This is a genomic window from Polaribacter sp. AHE13PA (genome assembly GCF_019278505.1).
Classification (GTDB): domain Bacteria; phylum Bacteroidota; class Bacteroidia; order Flavobacteriales; family Flavobacteriaceae; genus Polaribacter.
The window spans coordinates 2,946,416-2,966,597 of the sequence record NZ_CP058985.1 but is presented as its reverse complement, the minus strand read 5'-3'; the positions used below and the strand labels follow the sequence as shown (position 1 = coordinate 2,966,597).

The 20,182-nt window shown below is 30.7% G+C and carries 15 protein-coding genes; 8 read left to right on the top strand and 7 right to left on the bottom strand.

Translation table 11 applies throughout. From position 1 onward, the window contains the following. Positions 1-88: 88 nt before the first annotated feature. Positions 89-2,371, bottom strand: coding sequence for an NADP-dependent malic enzyme (locus H0I28_RS12700; RefSeq protein WP_218731842.1), 2,283 nt, complete (start codon positions 2,369-2,371; stop codon positions 89-91). A gap of 220 nt (positions 2,372-2,591) precedes the next feature. Between H0I28_RS12700 and H0I28_RS12695 the strand changes: the two genes are divergently transcribed. Then, positions 2,592-5,048: a DUF5686 and carboxypeptidase regulatory-like domain-containing protein gene (locus tag H0I28_RS12695; RefSeq protein WP_218759335.1), complete on the top strand. Its 2,457-nt coding sequence runs from the start codon at positions 2,592-2,594 to the stop codon at positions 5,046-5,048. Between the two features lie 12 nt (positions 5,049-5,060). Continuing rightward, positions 5,061-5,303: a molybdopterin converting factor subunit 1 gene (moaD, locus tag H0I28_RS12690; RefSeq protein ID WP_218754692.1), complete on the top strand. Its 243-nt coding sequence runs from the start codon at positions 5,061-5,063 to the stop codon at positions 5,301-5,303. 68 nt (positions 5,304-5,371) lie between these two features. Here the strand turns inward: moaD and H0I28_RS12685 are convergent, their stop codons facing one another. Next, the gene (locus tag H0I28_RS12685; RefSeq protein WP_218754691.1) at positions 5,372-5,647 is read right to left on the bottom strand and encodes a DUF3817 domain-containing protein; all 276 of its coding nucleotides are present in this window, start codon (positions 5,645-5,647) and stop codon (positions 5,372-5,374) included. A gap of 141 nt (positions 5,648-5,788) precedes the next feature. Between H0I28_RS12685 and H0I28_RS12680 the strand changes: the two genes are divergently transcribed. After that, positions 5,789-6,211: a molybdenum cofactor biosynthesis protein MoaE gene (locus H0I28_RS12680; RefSeq protein ID WP_218759334.1), complete on the top strand. Its 423-nt coding sequence runs from the start codon at positions 5,789-5,791 to the stop codon at positions 6,209-6,211. 257 nt (positions 6,212-6,468) lie between these two features. Here H0I28_RS12680 and H0I28_RS12675 read toward each other — a convergent pair whose 3' ends face one another. Together H0I28_RS12675 and H0I28_RS12670 are read right to left on the bottom strand one after the other, a co-directional pair. Continuing rightward, entirely contained in the window at positions 6,469-7,485 is a 1,017-nt protein-coding gene (locus H0I28_RS12675; protein WP_218759333.1) for a heme A synthase, read from the bottom strand. A 251-nt stretch (positions 7,486-7,736) separates the two neighbouring features. After that, positions 7,737-7,928 (bottom strand): cold-shock protein, encoded by a 192-nt coding sequence (locus H0I28_RS12670; RefSeq protein WP_068447358.1) that lies wholly within the window; start codon positions 7,926-7,928, stop codon positions 7,737-7,739. 387 nt (positions 7,929-8,315) lie between these two features. On the opposite strand from H0I28_RS12670, the gene H0I28_RS12665 reads away from it, so the two are divergent. Both H0I28_RS12665 and H0I28_RS12660 read left to right on the top strand, forming a co-directional pair. After that, positions 8,316-9,590, top strand: coding sequence for a ribonucleotide-diphosphate reductase subunit beta (locus H0I28_RS12665; RefSeq protein ID WP_218733949.1), 1,275 nt, complete (start codon positions 8,316-8,318; stop codon positions 9,588-9,590). A 3-nt stretch (positions 9,591-9,593) separates the two neighbouring features. Then, a complete protein-coding gene (locus H0I28_RS12660) occupies positions 9,594-11,372 on the top strand; it encodes a ribonucleoside-diphosphate reductase subunit alpha (protein WP_218759332.1) in 1,779 nt (592 codons plus the stop codon). 507 nt (positions 11,373-11,879) lie between these two features. Here the strand turns inward: H0I28_RS12660 and nhaA are convergent. Both nhaA and H0I28_RS12650 read right to left on the bottom strand, forming a co-directional pair. After that, positions 11,880-13,190: a Na+/H+ antiporter NhaA gene (gene nhaA / locus H0I28_RS12655; RefSeq protein ID WP_218731834.1), complete on the bottom strand. Its 1,311-nt coding sequence runs from the start codon at positions 13,188-13,190 to the stop codon at positions 11,880-11,882. A 52-nt stretch (positions 13,191-13,242) separates the two neighbouring features. Further along, a complete protein-coding gene (locus tag H0I28_RS12650) occupies positions 13,243-13,674 on the bottom strand; it encodes an META domain-containing protein (RefSeq protein WP_218759331.1) in 432 nt (143 codons plus the stop codon). 159 nt (positions 13,675-13,833) lie between these two features. Here H0I28_RS12650 and H0I28_RS12645 point away from each other — a divergent pair, with 159 nt between their 5' ends. Continuing rightward, positions 13,834-15,171, top strand: coding sequence for a deoxyguanosinetriphosphate triphosphohydrolase (locus H0I28_RS12645; RefSeq protein ID WP_218759330.1), 1,338 nt, complete (start codon positions 13,834-13,836; stop codon positions 15,169-15,171). A 45-nt stretch (positions 15,172-15,216) separates the two neighbouring features. Here the strand turns inward: H0I28_RS12645 and dxs are convergent, their stop codons facing one another. Next, positions 15,217-16,986, bottom strand: coding sequence for a 1-deoxy-D-xylulose-5-phosphate synthase (gene dxs / locus H0I28_RS12640; protein ID WP_218759329.1), 1,770 nt, complete (start codon positions 16,984-16,986; stop codon positions 15,217-15,219). Positions 16,987-17,095: 109 nt separating this feature from the next. Between dxs and H0I28_RS12635 the strand changes: the two genes are divergently transcribed. Together H0I28_RS12635 and H0I28_RS12630 are read left to right on the top strand one after the other, a co-directional pair. Next, complete coding sequence (locus tag H0I28_RS12635) at positions 17,096-17,545, top strand: nucleoside deaminase (RefSeq protein WP_165731631.1); 450 nt, start codon at positions 17,096-17,098, stop codon at positions 17,543-17,545. 100 nt (positions 17,546-17,645) lie between these two features. Continuing rightward, entirely contained in the window at positions 17,646-20,165 is a 2,520-nt protein-coding gene (locus tag H0I28_RS12630) for a DPP IV N-terminal domain-containing protein (protein ID WP_218759328.1), read from the top strand. Positions 20,166-20,182 lie beyond the last annotated feature (17 nt).

Sequence of the window (20,182 nt, the reverse complement as noted above, 5' to 3'; positions counted from 1 at the left end):
TAGATTTTAAATGATAACAAATAAATGTCTAATCTCTATTTTATTTAAACTCGATTCTTACATCAAATTAACCTTAAGCTAGATATTATTAAATTTTACTTCTTTTTTCTTTTTCTTGAGCATCTACAGCAGCCAATGCAGCCATGTTTACCATTTCATCTACACTAGAGCCTAATTGTAAAATATGTACAGGTTTACTTAATCCTAAAATTATTGGACCAATAGATTCTGCGTGGTTTAATTGTTTCATTAACTTATAAGTAATGTTTGCAGACTCTAAATTAGGGAATATTAAAACATTTACTTTTTTACCATTTAGTTTCGAAAACGGAAATTCTTTTGCTAACATTTCTGGATTTAAAGCAAAATCTGCTTGTAATTCTCCATCAATAATAGTGTCTGGAAAGTGTCTGTGTAGGTAAGAAACAGCTTCGGTTATCTTTTTAGAAGTTTCTGAACTTGAAGATCCAAAGTTAGAAAAAGAAACCATTGCCATGTTTGGTTTCATACCAAACATTTTTACAAAATTACCAGTCATTTGTGAAATTTTCACCAATTCTTTTGCCGTAGGATTTATGTTAATTGTAGTATCTGCTAAAAATAACGGACCTTGTTTGGTTAACATTAAGTTGGTTGCAGCAATTTTAGTAATTCCTTTGTCTTTTTCAATAAGTTCTAAAATTGGTTTTAAAACAGTTGGGTAAGGTCTAGAATATCCTGTAATTAATGCATCTGCTTCTTCTTCATTCACCATCATTGCAGCAAAATAATTACGTTCTCGCATTAATTTTGTTGCTTCAGATAAAGTACGTCCTTTACGTCTTCTATTTTTCCAATAAATTTTTCCAAAACGCTCTCTACGTTCTGCTTCTTCATCGGTTTTTGGATCTATAATTGGTACAATTGCAGTAAATCCTATTTCTGCTTTTAAAGCTAAGATTACTTCTTTTCTTCCTAATAATATTGGATCCCCAATTTTTTCATCATGTACTCTTTGTGCAGCTTTTAAAACATCTATATGGTCTGCTTCTGCAAACACAATGCGTTTTCTATTACTTTTTGCTCTATTGTGTAAAAGTCTAATCTCTTTATTTCCAGAACCAGAACGCTCCATTAATTCTTCTCTATATTTATCCCAATCTTCAATTGGTTGTAGAGCAACACCAGAATCCATCGCAGCTTTTGCAATTGCTGGTGGAATTTCATAAATTAATCTTGGGTCAAATGGTTTTGGAATAATGTATTCTCTTCCGTACGCCAAACTTACTTCATCATAAACAATGTTTACTTGTTCTGGTACCGATTTTTTAGCTAAATCGGCTAAAGCATGAACGGCTGCCATTTTCATTTCCTCATTAATTTTAGTAGCTCTAACATCTAAAGCTCCTCTAAAAATAAATGGAAATCCAAGTACATTATTCACTTGGTTAGGATGGTCAGATCTTCCCGTAGCCATTATAATATCTTTTCTTGTAGCAACTGCTAAATCGTAGTCTATTTCGGCCACAGGGTTTGCCATTGCAAAAACAATAGGGTCTTTAGCCATGGTTAAAAGCATCTGTGGAGTAACTACATTTCCTTTCGATAAACCAATAAATACATCAGCATCATGCATTGCTTCATCTAGAGTGTGTAAATCTCTGTCGGTTGCAAATTCGGCTTTTTGAGAAGTAAGGTTGTCTCTATCGCTTCTAATAACACCTTTACTATCGCACATTACTACGTTTTCTTTCTTTACACCTAGTTTTAAATATAAAAGGGTACAAGAAATTGCCGCAGCTCCAGCTCCGTTAACTACAATTTTTACTTTACTAATATCTTTATTGGTAATGTCAATCGCATTTTTTAAGGCCGCAGCAGAAATAATTGCTGTTCCGTGTTGGTCATCGTGCATTACCGGAATATCTAATTCCTCTTTTAATCGTCTTTCAATTTCAAAAGCTTCTGGTGCTTTTATATCTTCTAAGTTAATTCCACCAAAAGTAGGTGCAATTGCTTTTACAGTTTGTATAAAAAGTTCTACATCTGTTGCATCTACTTCAATGTCAAAAACATCGATATCTGCAAATATTTTAAAAAGTAATCCTTTACCTTCCATTACAGGTTTAGAGGCATCTGGACCAATATCTCCCAAACCTAAAACGGCAGTTCCGTTAGATATTACTGCTACTAAATTTCCTTTAGCAGTATATTTATAAGCATTGTTTTTGTCTTTTTCAATTTCTAAACAAGGCTCAGCAACACCTGGTGAGTATGCCAAAGCTAAGTCGTGTTGAGTGGCATATTTTTTAGTAGGAACCACTTCTATTTTTCCTGGTTTTGGTTTTGCGTGATATAATAAAGCTTCGTGTCTTTTTCTAGAATCGCTCATATAATAAGTCTTTGCTTGTTTAAGCTTACAAAGATATGATTTTCAGTGAAAGAGAAGATTAATTTTCAAATCTTTTGATAGGTGTCAATTTTTATAAAATTAGGTCTTTTATTTTTTTAAACACCTTTAAGTTAGGGCACTATTTTTTGTTGTTTAACAAATTTTAAAGATTTAGGTCGATCATAAAGTTTATGTTTGTTCTTATCAACACAACCAAACTATGAAAAAATATACTTTTCTTCTATTTTTCTGCTTATCAATATCTGTCTTAGCACAAGTAAAAGGAAACATTACAGATACAAATAATACACCTTTATCATTTGTTAGTATTTATTTGGATGAAACTGTTACAGGAACAACTTCTAATGATGACGGAACATATGTTTTAAGCATTACCAAAAAAGGAAAACATACTATTGTTTTTCAAATTTTAGGCTATACAACGTTAAAAAAAGAAATAAATATTACATCTTTTCCTTTTGAATTAAATGTTCAATTAGAAGAAGAAAACGTACAATTAGCAGAAATTTCTATCTCTACAAAAGACAATCCTGCAAATAGAATTATTAGAAACACAATAGCAAGTAAAGATAAAAATACAGATAAGTATGCAAAGTATACAGCTAAATTTTACTCTAGAGGTTTGTATAAAATTAAAGATGCTCCAGAGAAGTTTTTAGGTAAAAATTTGGGCGATTTTGGCGGAGCATTAGATTCTACAAGAAGCGGAATTATTTATCTTTCTGAAACGGTTTCTGAAATTCATTTTCAGAAAAACCCGAAAAAGTTTAAAGAAAAAATTATTGCTTCTAAAGTAAGCGGAACAGATAATGGTATTAGTTTTAATAGGGCAGAAGATGCGAATATTAATTTTTATGATAATAGTGTTACTTTTGGTAGCGATTTAATTTCGCCAATATCTACAAATGCTTTTGGTTATTATAATTTTAAGTTAGAAGGATCTTTTTATGATACAAATGGCAAACTCATCAATAAAATAAAATTGCTTCCTAAGCGTAAAAATGATCGTGTTTTTAATGGTTTTTTATATATTGTAGAAGATGATTGGGCAATTTATGGCGCAGATGTTTCTGTTACCGGAGCTCAAGTAAACATACCCATTGTAGATGTTTTAAATTTAAAACAAAACTATAATTATTCAGAAGCAAACGATGCTTGGGTGCTAATTAGTCAGAGTATAGATTTTAAAGTAGATGCCTTAGGTTTTAATTTTGATGGCCGCTTTTCATCAGCATATTCTGCATATAATTTTACACCAAAATATAACGAAGACACGTTTACTAATGAGGTTTTATCGTTTGAGAAACAAGCAACTGAAAAAGATACCTTGTATTGGAATGCCTTAAGACCTGTACCTTTAACGAATGAAGAAACTGATGATTATAAATTTAAGGACAGTTTAAAGGTGGTAAGAAAATCTAAAAAATATTTAGATTCTGTAAATAAAAAACAAAACAAGTTTAACTTACTCTCTTCCATAACTGGTTATACGTATAAAAACTCTTTTGAAAAATGGGCTATTTCTTATAATGGTTTAATTAATGACTTTAACTTTAATACAGTACAGGGTTTTAATGTTTCTTTAGGAGGTAGTTATTTTAAAGAGCAAAATGATACAGGAAAATGGTGGAATGTAGGTGGAAAGGTAAATTATGGTTTTTCGGACAAACGCATAAGGCCCACTTTCTTTTTAACTAAAAATTGGAATGATATTTCTAGACCTAGAATGACCATTTCTGGAGGGGTTACAACTGCTCAATTTAATGGTAGGAACCCTTTAATGAAATTAAATAACACCGTTAGTTCTTTGATGAGGAGGTTAAATTATTTAAGAATTTACGAAAAGGAGTTTGCTAAAATTAATTATTCAGAAGAAATTGTAAATGGAATTTACCTAGCTACATCATTTGAATACGCGAATAGAAAACCACTTTTTAATACCACGGACTACTCTTTTGCAGGGCAAGATAAAAACGGAGGTTACAAGCCTAATAATCCTTCAGATGTAATTGAAGTGTTTAAAGAGCATGAAATTGCTATTTTAAATGTAGGTGCTACTTTTGTATTCGGACAAAAATATTTGTCTTATCCGGATAGAAAAGAAAACATAGACAGTGAGAAATATCCATCATTGAATGTTAATTATACCAAACGCTTTGGAGCTTCTAATTCTGAGTTAAATTCAGATGTATTTACAGCAAATTTAACACAAGATATTAATGCAGGAAATTATGGTGAATTTTCTTATAATCTTAGAGGAGGTGTGTTTCTTAAAAAGAAAGACATCGCTTTTATGGACTTTTTACAAGCCAACGGAAACCAATTACTTTTTCCGTTAGACCGTGAGTTAAGTAGCTTTGGTTTGTTAGAATATTATAAATTTTATACCAATGATAAATATGCAGAAGCACATATTCAGCATGATTTTAAAGGTGCTGTTTTAGGGAAGATTCCGTTGTTAAATAAATTAAATCTTCATTTAGTTGGTGGAGCAAAAACCTTAGTGATGGCAGATAAAAAACCGTATACAGAATACTCTATTGGTTTAGATAATATAGGCTTTGGTAAATGGCGTTTTTTAAGAGTAGATTATGTAAAATCTTTTCACGCTGGAATTAAAAACGATGGTTTATTGCTTCGATTGAGTATGTTTTAATATTTTTGATACATGAAAATTCAAGTACTTTTTTTCGGAATAACCACAGATTTAGTAGGTTCATCAGCTTTAGAACTTAATATAGCTGACGTTGCTACTGTTGCAGATTTTAAAAACTCTTTAAAAGGAAAGTATCAGCAGTTAGAAAAGTTGAACTCTTATGCAATTGCTGTTAATGAAAGTTATGCAACGGATGATTTTCTTCTAAAAGAGAATGACGTTGTTGCTGTAATTCCGCCAGTTAGCGGAGGGTAAAAAAAAGCTTGTTTTTATCCTTAAGGAAAGAAACAAGCTAATGTAATTTTATAAAAGAGTACTAGCGGTTATTTTTTAAAATACTTTTTATCAACATAAAAAGTACCAAAAGGAATCACAGAAGCAATTAAAACCATCCCTAAAGTTTTATTGTTCCAATTCATTTCTTTCTTGATAACTATAGCCAATACTACATACAACATAAAAAGAATTCCATGAGGCATTCCTAACATTTTTACGTAAGAAGGGTCATCTTGTAAATATTTTATAGGTGTTGCAATAAATAATAATAATAGGTAAGAAACTCCTTCTAAAATACTTACAATTCTAAATATATTTTTCATAAAGATAATTTTTGTCAAGGCAACATATGTTTGTAATCTGTATTGATTATTATAACTTTTTAATGTACAGAAAACCCCTTGTAATTTCGATTCGTTTATTTTTGCGAAAATACAATTTTGTTTTCCTATTTTTGTTTAACAATGAAAAGAACTTCAATAAAAATTACTTCAGATAAATTAGATTTACAAGAGTGTTATCGTTTTGTAGAAGATGCTTCTTGTGGTGGAATTTCTGCTTTTATAGGAACTGTAAGAAATGATACTCAAGGAAAAGAAGTTATGCAATTAGACTTTTCTACCTATAAGCCAATGGCGATTAAAGAAATGCAAAAAATTGCAGATTTGGCTTTAGAGAAATTCGATATTAAAAAAATTGCCATTCACCATGCAGAAGGAATGTTGCAAATTGGAGAAGTTCCTGTAATTATAACTACGTCTTCTAAGCATAGAAAAGCCGCTTTTGAAGCTTGTGAATTTGCAATTGACACTTTAAAAGAAACGGTTCCTATTTGGAAAAAAGAATATTTTTCAGACGGAGAGGTTTGGGTGAACGCGCATCCTTAATTTTCGGTTCTTAGTTTCAATCTTAATGCTGGTGCAAGCGTCTCGCTCGTATCTTTTCTTAAAACATTGTTGAGTAAGTTTGTGTAGGTTACTCCACATTTTATTGGTGTTTGCACGAGCGATACGCTCGCGCTATCGGCTAGTAGGGGTTGTCTGTAAATGAGTTTCAAAGTTTTAAAAAACGATGTTTTCTGTGTTGCTATGTAGTCAATTTTCTGTTATCAAGTGAGAAGCTGGAAACTGAGACTGAATACTGTTTACTTAACCGGTTTACTTTGCAACCATAAATAATATTGTAGTCCAAATAAAATAGCACCTGCCAATAAATGTGTTGCTTGCGTACCTAAAGGAAATTCTGCATAATACATTAACATTCCGGTAATGGTTTCTAAAAAGATTAATGCAACTACCCAATTTACCAGTTTGTATCCTAGGTTTTTAGCCTGATTTATGTAAAATAAAACAAAGTTTATCAATACAATTGCAATGGTAAAAGACCTGTGAAAATAGAATTTAAAACTCGGATTCATTAAACTGTAATCTTTGTTTTCGAAACCATAAAGCTTTACTTGTTCGTCTATAAATTGCCTTACTTGAGTTCCCATTGCTATTTGAATTAAAGAAAATACGGCAGAAATAATAAGTAATTTACTAAATAGTGAATTGTAATTGTAGGTTTTCTTTTTGTCTGAAGTAATAAATTTTAGTTGTAATAAAAGCGCGATAATAATTAAACCAATAACCATGTGAATAGTTATTATAGAAGGTTTTAAATTTGTGTCTACTACTGTTTTTCCTAACCAAGCTTCTACCAACATTAGAAAGAAAGCAGTATAAGCAAGTATTGGAATTCTCTTATCTGTTTTCCAGTATTTTGTAGCTCCGTAGATTAAGAATAAGAAAACAAAACCTGCTAAAACAGAAGATAGTCTGTTAATGTACTCTGTCCAGGTATGGTATTTGTTAAAATTTGCGTAATCGTGTTTTGTATAAGTAGCCCAATTGCTTTTATTAAATTGGTCTGTTGTTTTTATATCGTGCTCTGCAACAAATAAAGCTTCGTCTTTAATGATGATAAAACCTTTTTTAAATTCAGAATTTGGTTTCCAAGTAATTTGTTCTTCCGCTGTAGGCGGAATATAATACCCAAAACATTTTGGCCAATCAGGACATCCCATTCCTGATCCGGTCATTCTAACAACAGAGCCTGCTAAAAAAATTAAGTAGACAGATATAATGGCAATTTGTACAGTTTTTGTGAAGCTACTTTTCATTATAAATAAAAGTTTTTACAAAAATAAGGCAAAAAAAATTCGTTTAAAATAAATTAAACGACTTGTTCTTATAAAAAAGAAAATACTTGCCAATAAGTTTTTAAAACAGCTCCGTTTTTTAAATAATTATACTCAATTAGTTAAAATGATCCTTTACTTTTTATAAAGGGGGCGTTTTGTGAAAAAAAAATAAGACAAAAAAAAAGCCGCTTAAAAAATTAAGCGACTTGTTCTTTTCAAAAAATTTAAAATTATAGAACTCTAACGTCTACTGCATTTAAACCTTTTCTACCTTCTTTAAGGTCGAACTCTACTGCGTCACCTTCTCTAATTTCGTCAATTAATCCTGATACATGTACAAAGTACTCTGTGTTTGAATCATCTTCTGTTACAAATCCAAATCCTTTAGATTCGTTGAAGAATTTTACTGTCCCTTTTTTCAAAATAATATAATATAAATGTTAATAATACTGCAAATATAAGATTATATTAATTGATATTACTAAAATGCGGTTTTAAATAATTGTTTTCTTTTTGTAAGTACAACGTAACAGATTGTAAGTAAAAAAAAAGTAAATAATTGTTACAAAAATTATTTAATAGAGGTCTTTTAAGAAACTCAATACCGATAGTAGTTACAGCGATTTTGTATTGATAATTGTATGGTTATGAGATTTTTAAAAAATCATTTTTTTAGCGTGAAATTTCGGAAAACTGTTAATTTGTTAAAAACTTCAAGGGTTTTGTGAATAAGTATAACTTTTATTTTGGAGCAAAAAATCCAATCTTTGTTAACACTAAAAATAACAATTAAACACCCTTCATTTACCTTGGAAATTACGCATATTATAAAAAGAGACTCAGAAACAACCACATTTGAGTTAGAGAAAATTATTAATGCTATAGAAAAAGCAATGCTTACCGTTAACAATGGTTCTAGAAATGATGCTATTGCTATATCAAATATTGTACATGGTACATTATTAGAAAGAAGGTTAAATGAACCAGATTATATTCCTACAGTAGAGCAGGTACAAGATATAGTAGAGTATAAATTAATGGACAGTCCTTTTCATGACGTTGCAAAGGCATACATATTATATAGAGACGAACAAACTAGAAGTAGAAAACCAAATATTTTTGAGAAGAGGATTAACTTAAAACCTTATGATTATCCTGCTTTAGGAGAATATGTAGATGCAATTAGACATTCTTATTGGATTCATACAGAGTTTAATTATACGAGTGATATTCAGGATTTTAAAACCTCTCTTACCGAGGTAGAAAAAAATGCAATAAAAAATACCATGTTGGCAATTTCTCAAATAGAGGTTGCTGTTAAAACTTTTTGGGGAGACATTTATAAAAAGATGCCAAAGCCAGAAATTGGTTCTGTAGGTGCAACTTTTTCTGAAAGTGAAGTGCGTCATCATGATGCGTATTCTCATTTATTAGAGATTTTAGGGTTAAATAATGAGTTTAAAAACTTAAAGAAAAACCCTGTTATAATGAAACGTGTTAACTATTTAGAAGGCGCGTTAAAGAATGTAAATAGTGAAGACAATCAAGAATTTTCTGAGTCTATTATATTGTTCTCTTTATTTATAGAGCACGTATCTTTATTCTCTCAGTTTTTGATTATCATGGCTTTTAACAAGCATAAAAATGTACTAAAAGGAATTTCTAATGTGGTAGAAGCTACTTCTAAAGAAGAGCAGATTCATGGAGATTTTGGTATCGATTTAATAAAAATTATAAAAGAAGAAAATCCAGATTGGTTTAGTGAAGAGCATAATTTATTGGTTCAAGAAACTTGTAAAGAAGCGTTTCTTTCTGAAAGTAAATTAATCGATTGGATTTTTGAAAAAGGAGAATTAGACTTTCTACCTAAAGATGTAATTAATGAATTTATTAAAAATAGATTTAATAATTCTTTAGAAAGTATTGGAATTGCAAAAGTATTTGAGGTAGATCAAAAATTATTAGCAGAAACAGATTGGTTTGATGATGAAATTATTGGAACCAAACATGGTGATTTCTTTGTAAAAAGATCAATCAACTATAGTAAAAGAACAAAAAGTATAACTAGCGACGACTTATTTTAAATTATGAACTTGAACGAAACAAAAACAACAGAACTTACAGAACACGAACAGTTAATTCAAGTTAGAAACGCTGCTAGGAAAGAAATGCTTAAAGGTAAAGATCAACCAGAAATTACATGGCTAACAGAAAATAGTCGTAAATTTTTACAGTCTGGTTATTTAACAGGAGATACCACACCAGAAGAAAGAATACGTGAAATTGCAGATAATGCAGAACGTATTTTAAAAATGGATGGTTTTTCTGATAAGTTTTACAAATATATGGCTGAAGGGTATTACTCTTTAGCATCGCCAATTTGGTCTAACTTTGGAAAGAAAAGAGGTTTGCCAATTAGCTGTTTTGGATCGCATGTAGCAGACGATATGGGAGATATTTTGTTCTCTCAATCAGAAGTTGGTATGATGTCTAAATTAGGAGGAGGAACTTCTGGTTACTTTGGTAAGTTACGTAAAAGAGGTGCCGATGTAAAAAACAACGGTTCATCTTCTGGTTCTGTACACATTATGCAGTTGTTCGAAAAAATGGTAGATGTTGTAAGTCAAGGTTCTGTAAGACGTGGACGTTTTTCTCCATATTTACCAGTAGATCACCCGGATATTAAAGAATTTTTAGAAATAGGAACAGAAGGAAACCCAATTCAAGAATTAACGCATGGTGTTACCGTTGGTGACGAATGGATGCAAGCAATGATTGATGGTGATGTAGAAAAAAGAGGTATTTGGGCAAAAATATTACAAAGAAGAGGAGAAATTGGGTATCCATATATTCTTTTTAGAGACAATGCAAATAATGGAACGGTAGATGTTTATAAGGACAAAAACCACGAAATTTATGCGAGTAACTTGTGTACAGAAATCATGTTACCTTCTAATGAAGATTGGTCTTTTGTATGTTGTTTATCATCTGTAAACTTATTACATTATGATAAGTGGAAAGATACAGATGCAGTAGAAACACTTACGTATTTCTTAGATGCAGTAATGCAAGAGTTTATCACTAAGTTAGAAGTATACAAAGATTCATCTGACAGAGACGATCAGTTTACGTTCCGTTTTATGGAGAAAGCGTATAAATTTGCTAAAGAAAACAGAGCTTTAGGTTTAGGTGCTTTAGGATGGCACTCTTTATTACAATCTAAAATGCATGCTTTTGACAGTGCAGAAGCATATGCTTTAAACAGTGAAATCTTTAAGGTGATTAAAGAAAAATCTTATAAAGCATCAGAAGAAATGGCTAAGTTGTATGGTGAGCCAGAAGTATTAAAAGGATACGGAAGACGTAACACCACTTTAAATGCAATTGCACCAACAACATCATCTGCATTTATATTAGGACAAGTATCTCAAGGAATTGAGCCAATTTGGTCTAACATCTATGTAAAAGATATTGCAAAAATTAAAACAACAATTAAGAATCCAATTTTAGAAGCATTATTGGAAGAAAAAGGACATAATACATCAGATATTTGGAAAAGTATTAGAGATAATGATGGTTCTGTACAACATTTAAGCGTTTTAACTGAAGCAGAAAAAGAGGTGTTTAAAACCTATTCAGAAATCGATCAAAATGTAATTGTATATCAGGCAGCTAATAGACAAAATCATATAGATCAAGGGCAGTCAATTAATATTATGGTACATCCTGATATGCCAATTAAAGAAGTGAATTCAGTTTATATTAATGCTTGGAAATTAGGTGTAAAATCTATGTATTACCAACACAGTATGAATGCTGCACAGAAATTTAAGCAAAAGAAAGAATGTGCTAGTTGCGAAGGGTAATTAGTAAGAAAATAAATTAGGAGAGAAGTCGAAAGGCTTCTCTTTTTAAGCTATTTATAGCTTGGAGTTTATCTTGAGCGCAGTAGAAAGGCACTCACTTTTTTTGTCAGAAAAAGGCAAAAAAGAGCTCAAACAACTGCTTCAAACCTGTTTGTGTGCTATTATTTGATATTGAACTGATATAAGAAGGAGTAATGAGTTAAAATAAAACTCGTAAGAGGTTTTAAAAGTCAAAGTCAATAGAATCTTGTAAATGTGATAAAAGTTTATATATGTAGCTAAAATTACTTTAAAATACAGTTTTATATACTTGTTGAGGTTTGGTAAAAGTAAATTTAGTACTACAGAAGTCCATTTGTTTTAATAAACGGCAATATAAGTGCAAATGCTTTACTGAATTATTGTAATCTGAAAAAAGAATCAGTTTTATAAAACAAGATGTAATTATATAAAAAAAGAGAAGCCTAAAAGCTTCTCTTTTTTTATAAATAAGATTTTAAATACTTATTAAAGTTTAATAAAGTCTTTAACTGGTGCAAATCTTAAAATAAGATAACCAATTATCGCAGAAATAAGCGAGCCTAAAAGAATACCTATTTTTGCAGAGCTAATAAACTCTGGTGATGTTGAAAATGCCAAACCAGCAATAAAAATAGCCATAGTAAATCCAATACCAGCAATAAATGAAACTCCTAAAATTTGTATAAAGTGAATGTCTGCAGGTATTTGAATTAAATTTAATTTTTTTGCAACCAATATAACTAGTGGTATACCTAGTCCCTTACCTAATACTAAACAGAGTATAATATGGAAGACTAAAGCCATATCTATATGAACAGAACTATCTATTAACACACCTGCATTGGCTAGTGCAAAAACAGGAATTATAAAATAAGCAGACCAATTGTGTAAGTTATGTTCTAAATGCTGTAAAGGAGATTGAAACTTTTTACTCCAATGGGTTAAGTTATCTACTAATTTTAATTGTTGATTAGATAATATAGGTTCCTTTAATACAGGTGCAGTTTTAATGCTATTGTAAATACCTTCTAATTGAGAAAGAAAAGTAGTTGTTTTTATTTCTTGTCTAATTGGTACAGAAAATGCAATTAAAATACCAGCAACAGTAGGGTGTACTCCAGATTTTAAGAACAATACCCAAACGATAATACCCACAAAAATCATCACAAATTTAGAGTAATACCCTCTATTTGTTAATACATACAATAGTGCTATTAATCCTAAACCTATTAATAATAATGCAACTTCAATAGATTCACTGTAAAAAACAGCAATCACTAAAACAGCTTCAATATCATCTACAATTGCAAAAGCAGTTAAAAATATTTTTAAACTAAGAGGTATACGTTTTCCTAAGGTGTTTAATACAGCTAAAGAAAAAGCAATATCTGTTGCCATAGGAATTCCCCAACCTTTAAAGGTTTCTGGATTTTGGTTTAAAAGCATAAATAAACCAACAGGAATAAGTGCTCCACCAACAGCTCCAAATAATGGGAAAGCTAATTTTTTAACTGTGTTTAATTCTCCAATTAAAATTTCACGTTTTATTTCTAATCCAATTAAGAAAAAGAAAATAGCCATTAAACCATCATTAATCCAAAATAAAACAGATTTTTTCAATTCAAAATTTTCTCCAGAAAAACCAACTTTATATTCTAAGATAGAAGAGTAACTTTCATGAAGAGGTGAGTTTGCCCAAAATAAAGCAACTAAAGTACATATTAGTAACAGGATTCCGCTAAAACTTTCAATTTTTACAAACTTTTGAAACGGGGTAATAAATAATTTTTTTATCATGAATAATAGCTTAATTTATAAATTTGATAATTGAATGGATACGCATCTTTTTTTAATTCATGTAAACAGCTTCAAAAACTGCTAAAGGCGCTCTCTTACCAACATTTAAAGATAATCTATTATTTTTAATAGTATAATTATCTGTTGAATTAATTGCTTTTAATAATTTAGATTCATCAGTATTATTACAAAACATTCTTGTTGAAATAACTTTTGTGAATTTAATTTTATTGCCTTTCTCTAAAATATACTCGCCATTAATTGAATTACAACCTGCAAACCCGCTAAATCTATTGTCCTTTGTTTTTAAGGTGATAGCTATTTCTCGTTTTTGGTTGTCTTCCATTTTAATTTCATTTCCATATAAAGTTTTAAGTTTCCAATATTTTTCTGTAATAGTGTCGTCTTGGTTTGTTACACTTGTTGACTTACAGTTTGTTATGGTAGGTAAAATTAGAATAAGAAATAATATTTTAGTTTTCATTAAAAAATTTTCATAAAAATAAGTTAAGTTGAGAACATTTTAAACTTTTTTACATTAAATTTCTCTTAATTTTTTGATAAAAAAATGTTTTTTTAATCAGAACATCACCTCAAAATAATAGTTTGTATTTTTACCAATTAAACTTTATTATTTAAATAAATGAACTGGGAACAATTACTTTCTTTAAAACGTTTTGGCGATACACAAAAACGCCCAAGAGCAACTCAAGATGAAACTCGTCTGGGTTTTGATGTAGATTTTGATAGAATTATTTTTTCATCTGCTTTTAGGAGTTTACAAGACAAAACACAAGTAATACCTTTATCAGAAACAGATTTTGTACACACACGATTAACACATAGTTTAGAAGTGTCTGTTGTTGGAAGAACTTTGGGTAGAAGAGTAGGTAAGGTGTTGTTAGAACGTTATCCAAAATTAGAGGAATTAGGGTATACCTTTAACGATTTTGGAGCTATTGTTGGAACCGCTTCTTTAATGCATGATATTGGAAACCCTCCTTTCGGGCATTCTGGAGAAAAAGCCATAGGCGAGTATTTTAAAACAGGTAATGGTTTAAAATATAAAGATCTATTGTCTGATAAAGAATATCAAGATTTAATAGATTTTGAAGGGAATGCAAACGGATTTAAAATCTTAACAGAATCTAGAGAAGGAATTTCTGGTGGTTTGCGTTTAAGCTATGCTACATTGGGGGCTTTTTTAAAATATCCAAAAGAGAGTCTGCCAAAGAAACCAACAAATCATATTGTAGATAAAAAGTATGGTTTTTTTCAATCTGAAAAAGAAGCTTTTTTAGAAATTGTAGAAGATTTAGGGATGAAACAAAAATCTAATTCGGCAATTTCATTTTACAGGCATCCATTGGCTTATTTAGTAGAAGCTGCAGATGATATTTGTTATACAATTATCGATTTTGAAGACGGAATTAATTTAGGCTTAATTGAAGAAGAGTTTGCTCTAGAATACATGATTAAGTTGGTGAAAGATACCATTGACATTAAAAAATATCATTCTTTACAACATAAAACAGACAGAATAAGTTACTTAAGAGCTTTGGCAATTGGGGTGTTAATTAATGAAGCCGTTGCTATTTTCTTAGCAAATGAAGAAGCTATTTTAAACGGAACTTTTGAGAGGTCTTTATTAGATAGATGTAAATATGAAGCGCAAATAAAAGACATTATTAAATTAAGTGTTGCAAAAATATATAAAAGCAAAGACGTTGTAGAAAAAGAAATTGCTGGTTATAGAATTATTGCCGATTTATTAGATGTTTTTGTAACAGCTTTAAATAATAAGTTTGATGGTAAAGAATCTAATTTTGATGATTTAGTATTGAATCTATTACCAGAAGAATATCAAACAGAATCAACTAGTTTGTATCAAAGAATTATGCAAGTATGCAGTTATGTTTCTAGAATGTCTGATAGTTATGCGATTAGAACACATAAAAAATTAAAAGGAAATATTATTTAAGAATCAATATCTCAGATATAAAAAAGACGCTATGTAGCGTCTTTTTTATGTTAATAGATTAAACGTACTAGCTAATTTTTCTGCATCTAAACCAAGTGCATGTTGCAGTTTTAAAACATTTCCATGCTCAATAAAATCGTCGGGTATTCCTATCGTTTTTATTTTATGGTGATAATTATTTTCTGATGCGAATTCTAAAACAGCGCTTCCAAAACCACCTTTTATCGTTCCGTCTTCAATAGTTACAATGTTTTGATGTTTATCAAAAATACGATGTAATAAATTTTCATCTAAAGGTTTTACAAAACGCATATCGTAATGAGAAAAGTGATCTAGATTTTCTACTAATTCCAAAGCCTCAGAAACATTTTTAGAAATTGTACCAATAGATAAAATAGCAGTCCTATTTCCTTCCTGTAAACAAACCCCTTTTCCGATTGCTATTTTTTCAAAAGGTTTTTTCCAATCGATAATTGCTCCTGTTCCTCTTGGGTATCGAATAGCAATAGGTTTTTTTAATCCTAATTGTGCGGTGTATAAAATATTACGCAATTCAATTTCATTTCTTGGAGCAAAAACGATCAAATTCGGAATTAAACGTAAATACGCTAAATCGAATACTCCATGATGTGTTGCTCCATCTTCGCCAACCAAACCAGCTCTGTCTAAACAAAAAACAACTGGTAAGTTTTGCAAAGCAACATCATGAATTACTTGATCGTATGCACGTTGTAAAAAAGTAGAGTAAATATTACAAAACGGAATTAAACCTTGCGTAGCCATACCTGCCGCTAAGGTTACAGCGTGTTGTTCTGCAATACCAACATCAAAAGTTCTCTTTGGGTGCTTTTCTAACATGAATTTTAGAGAACCTCCCGTTAACATCGCTGGAGTTATACCAACAATTTTATCATTTTTATCAGCTAATTCTACCACTGTTTTACCAAAAACATCTTGATATTTTGTGTATAAGCTTTTTGCTATTTTTAATCGCTCACCAGAAATTTTATCAAATTTACCAGGTGCATGATAGGTTACTTGGTCTTCTTCAGCTTTCTGTAAACCTTTTCCTTTTGTAGTAATTACATGTAAAAACTTTGGGCCTTTTACATCTTTTAAACGTTTTAATTCTGATAATACCTTTGGTAAATCATGTCCGTCAATAGGACCCGAATAATCAAAATTTAAAGCTTTTATAATATTGTTTTGCGCCGCAAGTCTTTTATCGGTTTTAACCTTTGTTAGATACTCTTTTAAAGCACCAACGGAAGGGTCAATACCAATAGCGTTGTCATTTAAAATAATTAATAAATTGGCCTTAGAAACTCCTGCGTGGTTTAAGGCTTCAAAAGCCATTCCGCTTGCAATAGAAGCATCTCCAATAACAGCAATGTGGTGTTTTTCTGTATCTCCTTTTATGTTAGAGGCAATTGCCATCCCTAAAGCTGCAGAAATAGAAGTAGAGGAGTGCCCTACACCAAAAGCATCGTATTCACTTTCTTTTCTTGATGGAAAACCTGCAATTCCACCCAACTGTCTGTTGGTGTGAAAAACATCTTTTCTGCCTGTTAATATTTTATGTCCGTATGCTTGATGCCCAACATCCCAAACCAATAAGTCATTTGGGGTATCAAATAGATAGTGCAAAGCAATCGTTAACTCTACAACGCCTAAACTGGCGCCTAAATGTCCTTCTTTGGTTGCTACAATATCAATAATAAAATCCCTCAATTCTTTTGCAAGTTGAGGTAATTGATCTTGATTTAATTTTCGTAAATCTTCTGGGTTTACTATGTGGTCTAACAAATTCTTCATTCAAACGTAAAAATACAACATCAAATACTGTGTGCGTAAAACGGGCAGTTAATAAATACAAATCTATCGTAAATATTTTACTTAATTTTGATATTTATAATCAACATACATGATACAACCTTTTGATGATACCTATTTTATGAAAAAAGCCTTACAAGAGGCAGAATCTGCTTTTGATAAAGGCGAAGTGCCTGTAGGTGCAATTATTGTTTTTAAAGATCAAATTATTGCTAGAGCACACAATTTAACGGAAACATTGAACGACGTAACGGCGCATGCGGAAATGCAAGCATTTACAGCTGCTGCTGATTTTTTAGGAGGAAAATATTTAAAAGATTGTGTATTATATGTAACGCTAGAGCCTTGCCAGATGTGTGCAGGTGCAAGTTATTGGGCACAAATTGGTAAAATTGTTTATGGAGCAACAGAACCAGATAGAGGTTTTGTAAATTTAAAAACTACACTACATCCAAAGACAAAAGTTGTTAGTGGAATTTTAGAAAACGAATGTTCTCAGTTATTAAAGCGATTCTTTATTGAAAAACGGAATCTAAATTAATTATGGAATTGTTAAACTTTTTGTAAATAAATCTTAAAAATTTGTGAGATAATTTGTTTTAGAGAAACTTTACGTCAACTAATTCAAATTATTTTACTTCATGAAAAAATTCTTACTTTTATTCTTGCCATTTATTGTTGTTTCAACAATTTCTGCACAAGAAACTCCAACCCCTAATTACCGAGCTGCTGCTAAGTATTCACCAACAAATTTGGCAAAAATGGTACACTCTACATCTGTAAGTCCACATTGGTTAAAAAAAGGAAATCGTTTTTGGTATGCTTATAAAACATCAGAAGGTGCCAATTATTATTTAGTGGATGCAGATAAAAAATCTAAAAAGGCACTTTTCGATAATGTAAAGATGGCAAAGTGGTTAACAGAAATCACTAAAGATCCATACGACGCAAAACACTTACCTCGTTTTAGTTTTAAATTTAACGAAGCAGAAGATGCTATTCGTTTTAGAGTAACATCAACAGAAGAAGTTGAAGTTATTGATGATAAAAAAGAAGAAAAGAAAGAGGAGGGAAAAGACTCTACTTCAACAAAAAAAACAAAGTCTAAAAAACCGACAAAACCTAAAATGGAGAAAAAAGTCTACCATTTAGAGTATAAATTAGGTGGAAATGGCTTGACGATTATTGATACCATTAAGAAAGAAAAAGAAGATTGGAAAAAGTGGGCAAACATTGCACCAGATAGTTCTATTGTCTTGTATTCTAAAAACTACAACTTGTATTGGATGGATAAAATAAACTTTAAAAAGTTTATTAAAGACGAAAAAGATAGTACAGTTGTAGAAAACCAATGGACAAAAGATGGTGAAGAAAACTATGCTTACGGACGTGGATCTAGAGGAGATAATGTAGATAAAGAAAAAAATAAAGACAAAAGAAACGGTGTTGGAGGAATCTGGTCTCACGATTCTAAAAAGTTTGTTTTTCAAAAATCTGACTCAAGACATATTAAAGATTTATGGGTAATTAATTCTACAGGTAAAAAAAGACCAACGTTAGAAACCTATAAATATCACATGCCAGGTGAACAAGAATATTATAAATCAGAATTATTAATTTTTGATATTCCTTCTAAAACACATGTAAAAGTACCTTTAGATACCATTAAACAGCAAAGTATTTCTGTTTTTAGAGCACCAAGAAAACAATCTAGTAGAGATGATGAATTTAGACCAACTTTATTGCTTTCTAAAAAAGGAAAAGTATATTTCAGTGTAATCTCTAGAGATCGTAAAAAGTATGATATTAATGTAGCCGATATTAATACGGGAGAATACAAAACTTTAATTGAAGAGCGTTTTAATACCTATATAGAGTCTCGTCCGTTAATTTTATTAAATGATGAAAAAGAAATGTTGCATTGGGCAGAACGAGATGGTTGGGCACATTTTTATTTATATGATACAGACGGAAACTTAAAAAATCAAGTTACAGAAGGCGATTACCATGTGGCTAGTTTTGAAGGTTTAGACGAAAAAAGCAACACGTTATATTTTTCTGCAAACGGCGTAAATAAAGAACAAGATCCTTACTATGCACATTCTTATAAAATCAATTTAGATGGTACAGGAATGAAAAACTTAAACCCTGGAGATTTTACAACTAGCACAAGTATGTCTGACTCTAACAAATACTTTATAAGCAACTTTTCTAGAGTAAATACCGTACCAAAATCGGAACTTAGAAATGCAAACGGACGTAAAGTAATGGATTTAGAAACTGCTGATTTATCGCAACTATTTGCATCAGGATACAAGTTTCCAGAAACCTTTAAAGTAAAGGCAGACGATGGAATTACCGATATTTATGGGGTTATGTATAAACCATTTGATATGGACTCTACGAAAGTTTATCCTTTGTTGGAGTATGTTTATCCTGGGCCACAGACAGAAGCAGTAAATAAATCTTTTTCTTATTCTATGGACCGAGTAGATAGAATGGCACAAGTTGGTTTTATCGTAATTACCTTAGGAAACAGAGGTGGGCATCCAGACAGATCTAAATGGTATCATAATTATGGTTACGGAAATTTACGTGATTATGGTTTGGCTGATAAAAAGTATGTAGCACAACAATTGGCAAACAAACACAGTTATATTGATATTGAAAAAGTAGGGATTTATGGTCATTCTGGTGGTGGATTTATGTCTACAGCAGCTATGTTAGTCTATCCAGATTTCTTTAAAGCAGCAGTTTCATCTGCAGGAAATCATGATAATAATGTGTACAATTCTTGGTGGAGTGAAACACATCATGGTGTAAAGGAAGAAATTGATGCAAAAGGGAAAAGTTCTTATAAATATAAGATTGATACAAATCCATCTTTGGCAAATAACTTAAAAGGACATTTAATGTTGATTCATGGTGATATGGATAATAACGTAAATCCTGCCGGAACGATTAGAATGGCAAACGAATTAATTAAAGCAAATAAACGTTTTAAATTTATGGTTATGCCAGGACAAAGACATGGTTTTGGTAGCATGACTGAATATTCTTTTTGGTTAAGAGCAGATCATTTTAGTAAATATTTATTAGGTAAAGAAGCTACCGATGCTGATATTATGTATATGAACTTAGACAAACCAATGAATAGGTAAATTATTCAATGTCAGTT

Coding starts and splice junctions, on each gene's coding strand:
- H0I28_RS12680 (WP_218759334.1), top strand. CDS start 5,789: ATGAAAAGAACTTCAATAAAAATTACTTCAGATAAATTAGATTTACAA.
- H0I28_RS12695 (WP_218759335.1), top strand. CDS start 2,592: ATGAAAAAATATACTTTTCTTCTATTTTTCTGCTTATCAATATCTGTC.
- moaD (WP_218754692.1), top strand. CDS start 5,061: ATGAAAATTCAAGTACTTTTTTTCGGAATAACCACAGATTTAGTAGGT.
- H0I28_RS12660 (WP_218759332.1), top strand. CDS start 9,594: ATGAACTTGAACGAAACAAAAACAACAGAACTTACAGAACACGAACAG.
- dxs (WP_218759329.1), bottom strand. CDS start 16,986: ATGAAGAATTTGTTAGACCACATAGTAAACCCAGAAGATTTACGAAAA.
- H0I28_RS12675 (WP_218759333.1), bottom strand. CDS start 7,485: ATGAAAAGTAGCTTCACAAAAACTGTACAAATTGCCATTATATCTGTC.
- H0I28_RS12700 (WP_218731842.1), bottom strand. CDS start 2,371: ATGAGCGATTCTAGAAAAAGACACGAAGCTTTATTATATCACGCAAAA.
- H0I28_RS12650 (WP_218759331.1), bottom strand. CDS start 13,674: ATGAAAACTAAAATATTATTTCTTATTCTAATTTTACCTACCATAACA.
- nhaA (WP_218731834.1), bottom strand. CDS start 13,190: ATGATAAAAAAATTATTTATTACCCCGTTTCAAAAGTTTGTAAAAATT.
- H0I28_RS12685 (WP_218754691.1), bottom strand. CDS start 5,647: ATGAAAAATATATTTAGAATTGTAAGTATTTTAGAAGGAGTTTCTTAC.
- H0I28_RS12630 (WP_218759328.1), top strand. CDS start 17,646: ATGAAAAAATTCTTACTTTTATTCTTGCCATTTATTGTTGTTTCAACA.
- H0I28_RS12635 (WP_165731631.1), top strand. CDS start 17,096: ATGATACAACCTTTTGATGATACCTATTTTATGAAAAAAGCCTTACAA.
- H0I28_RS12645 (WP_218759330.1), top strand. CDS start 13,834: ATGAACTGGGAACAATTACTTTCTTTAAAACGTTTTGGCGATACACAA.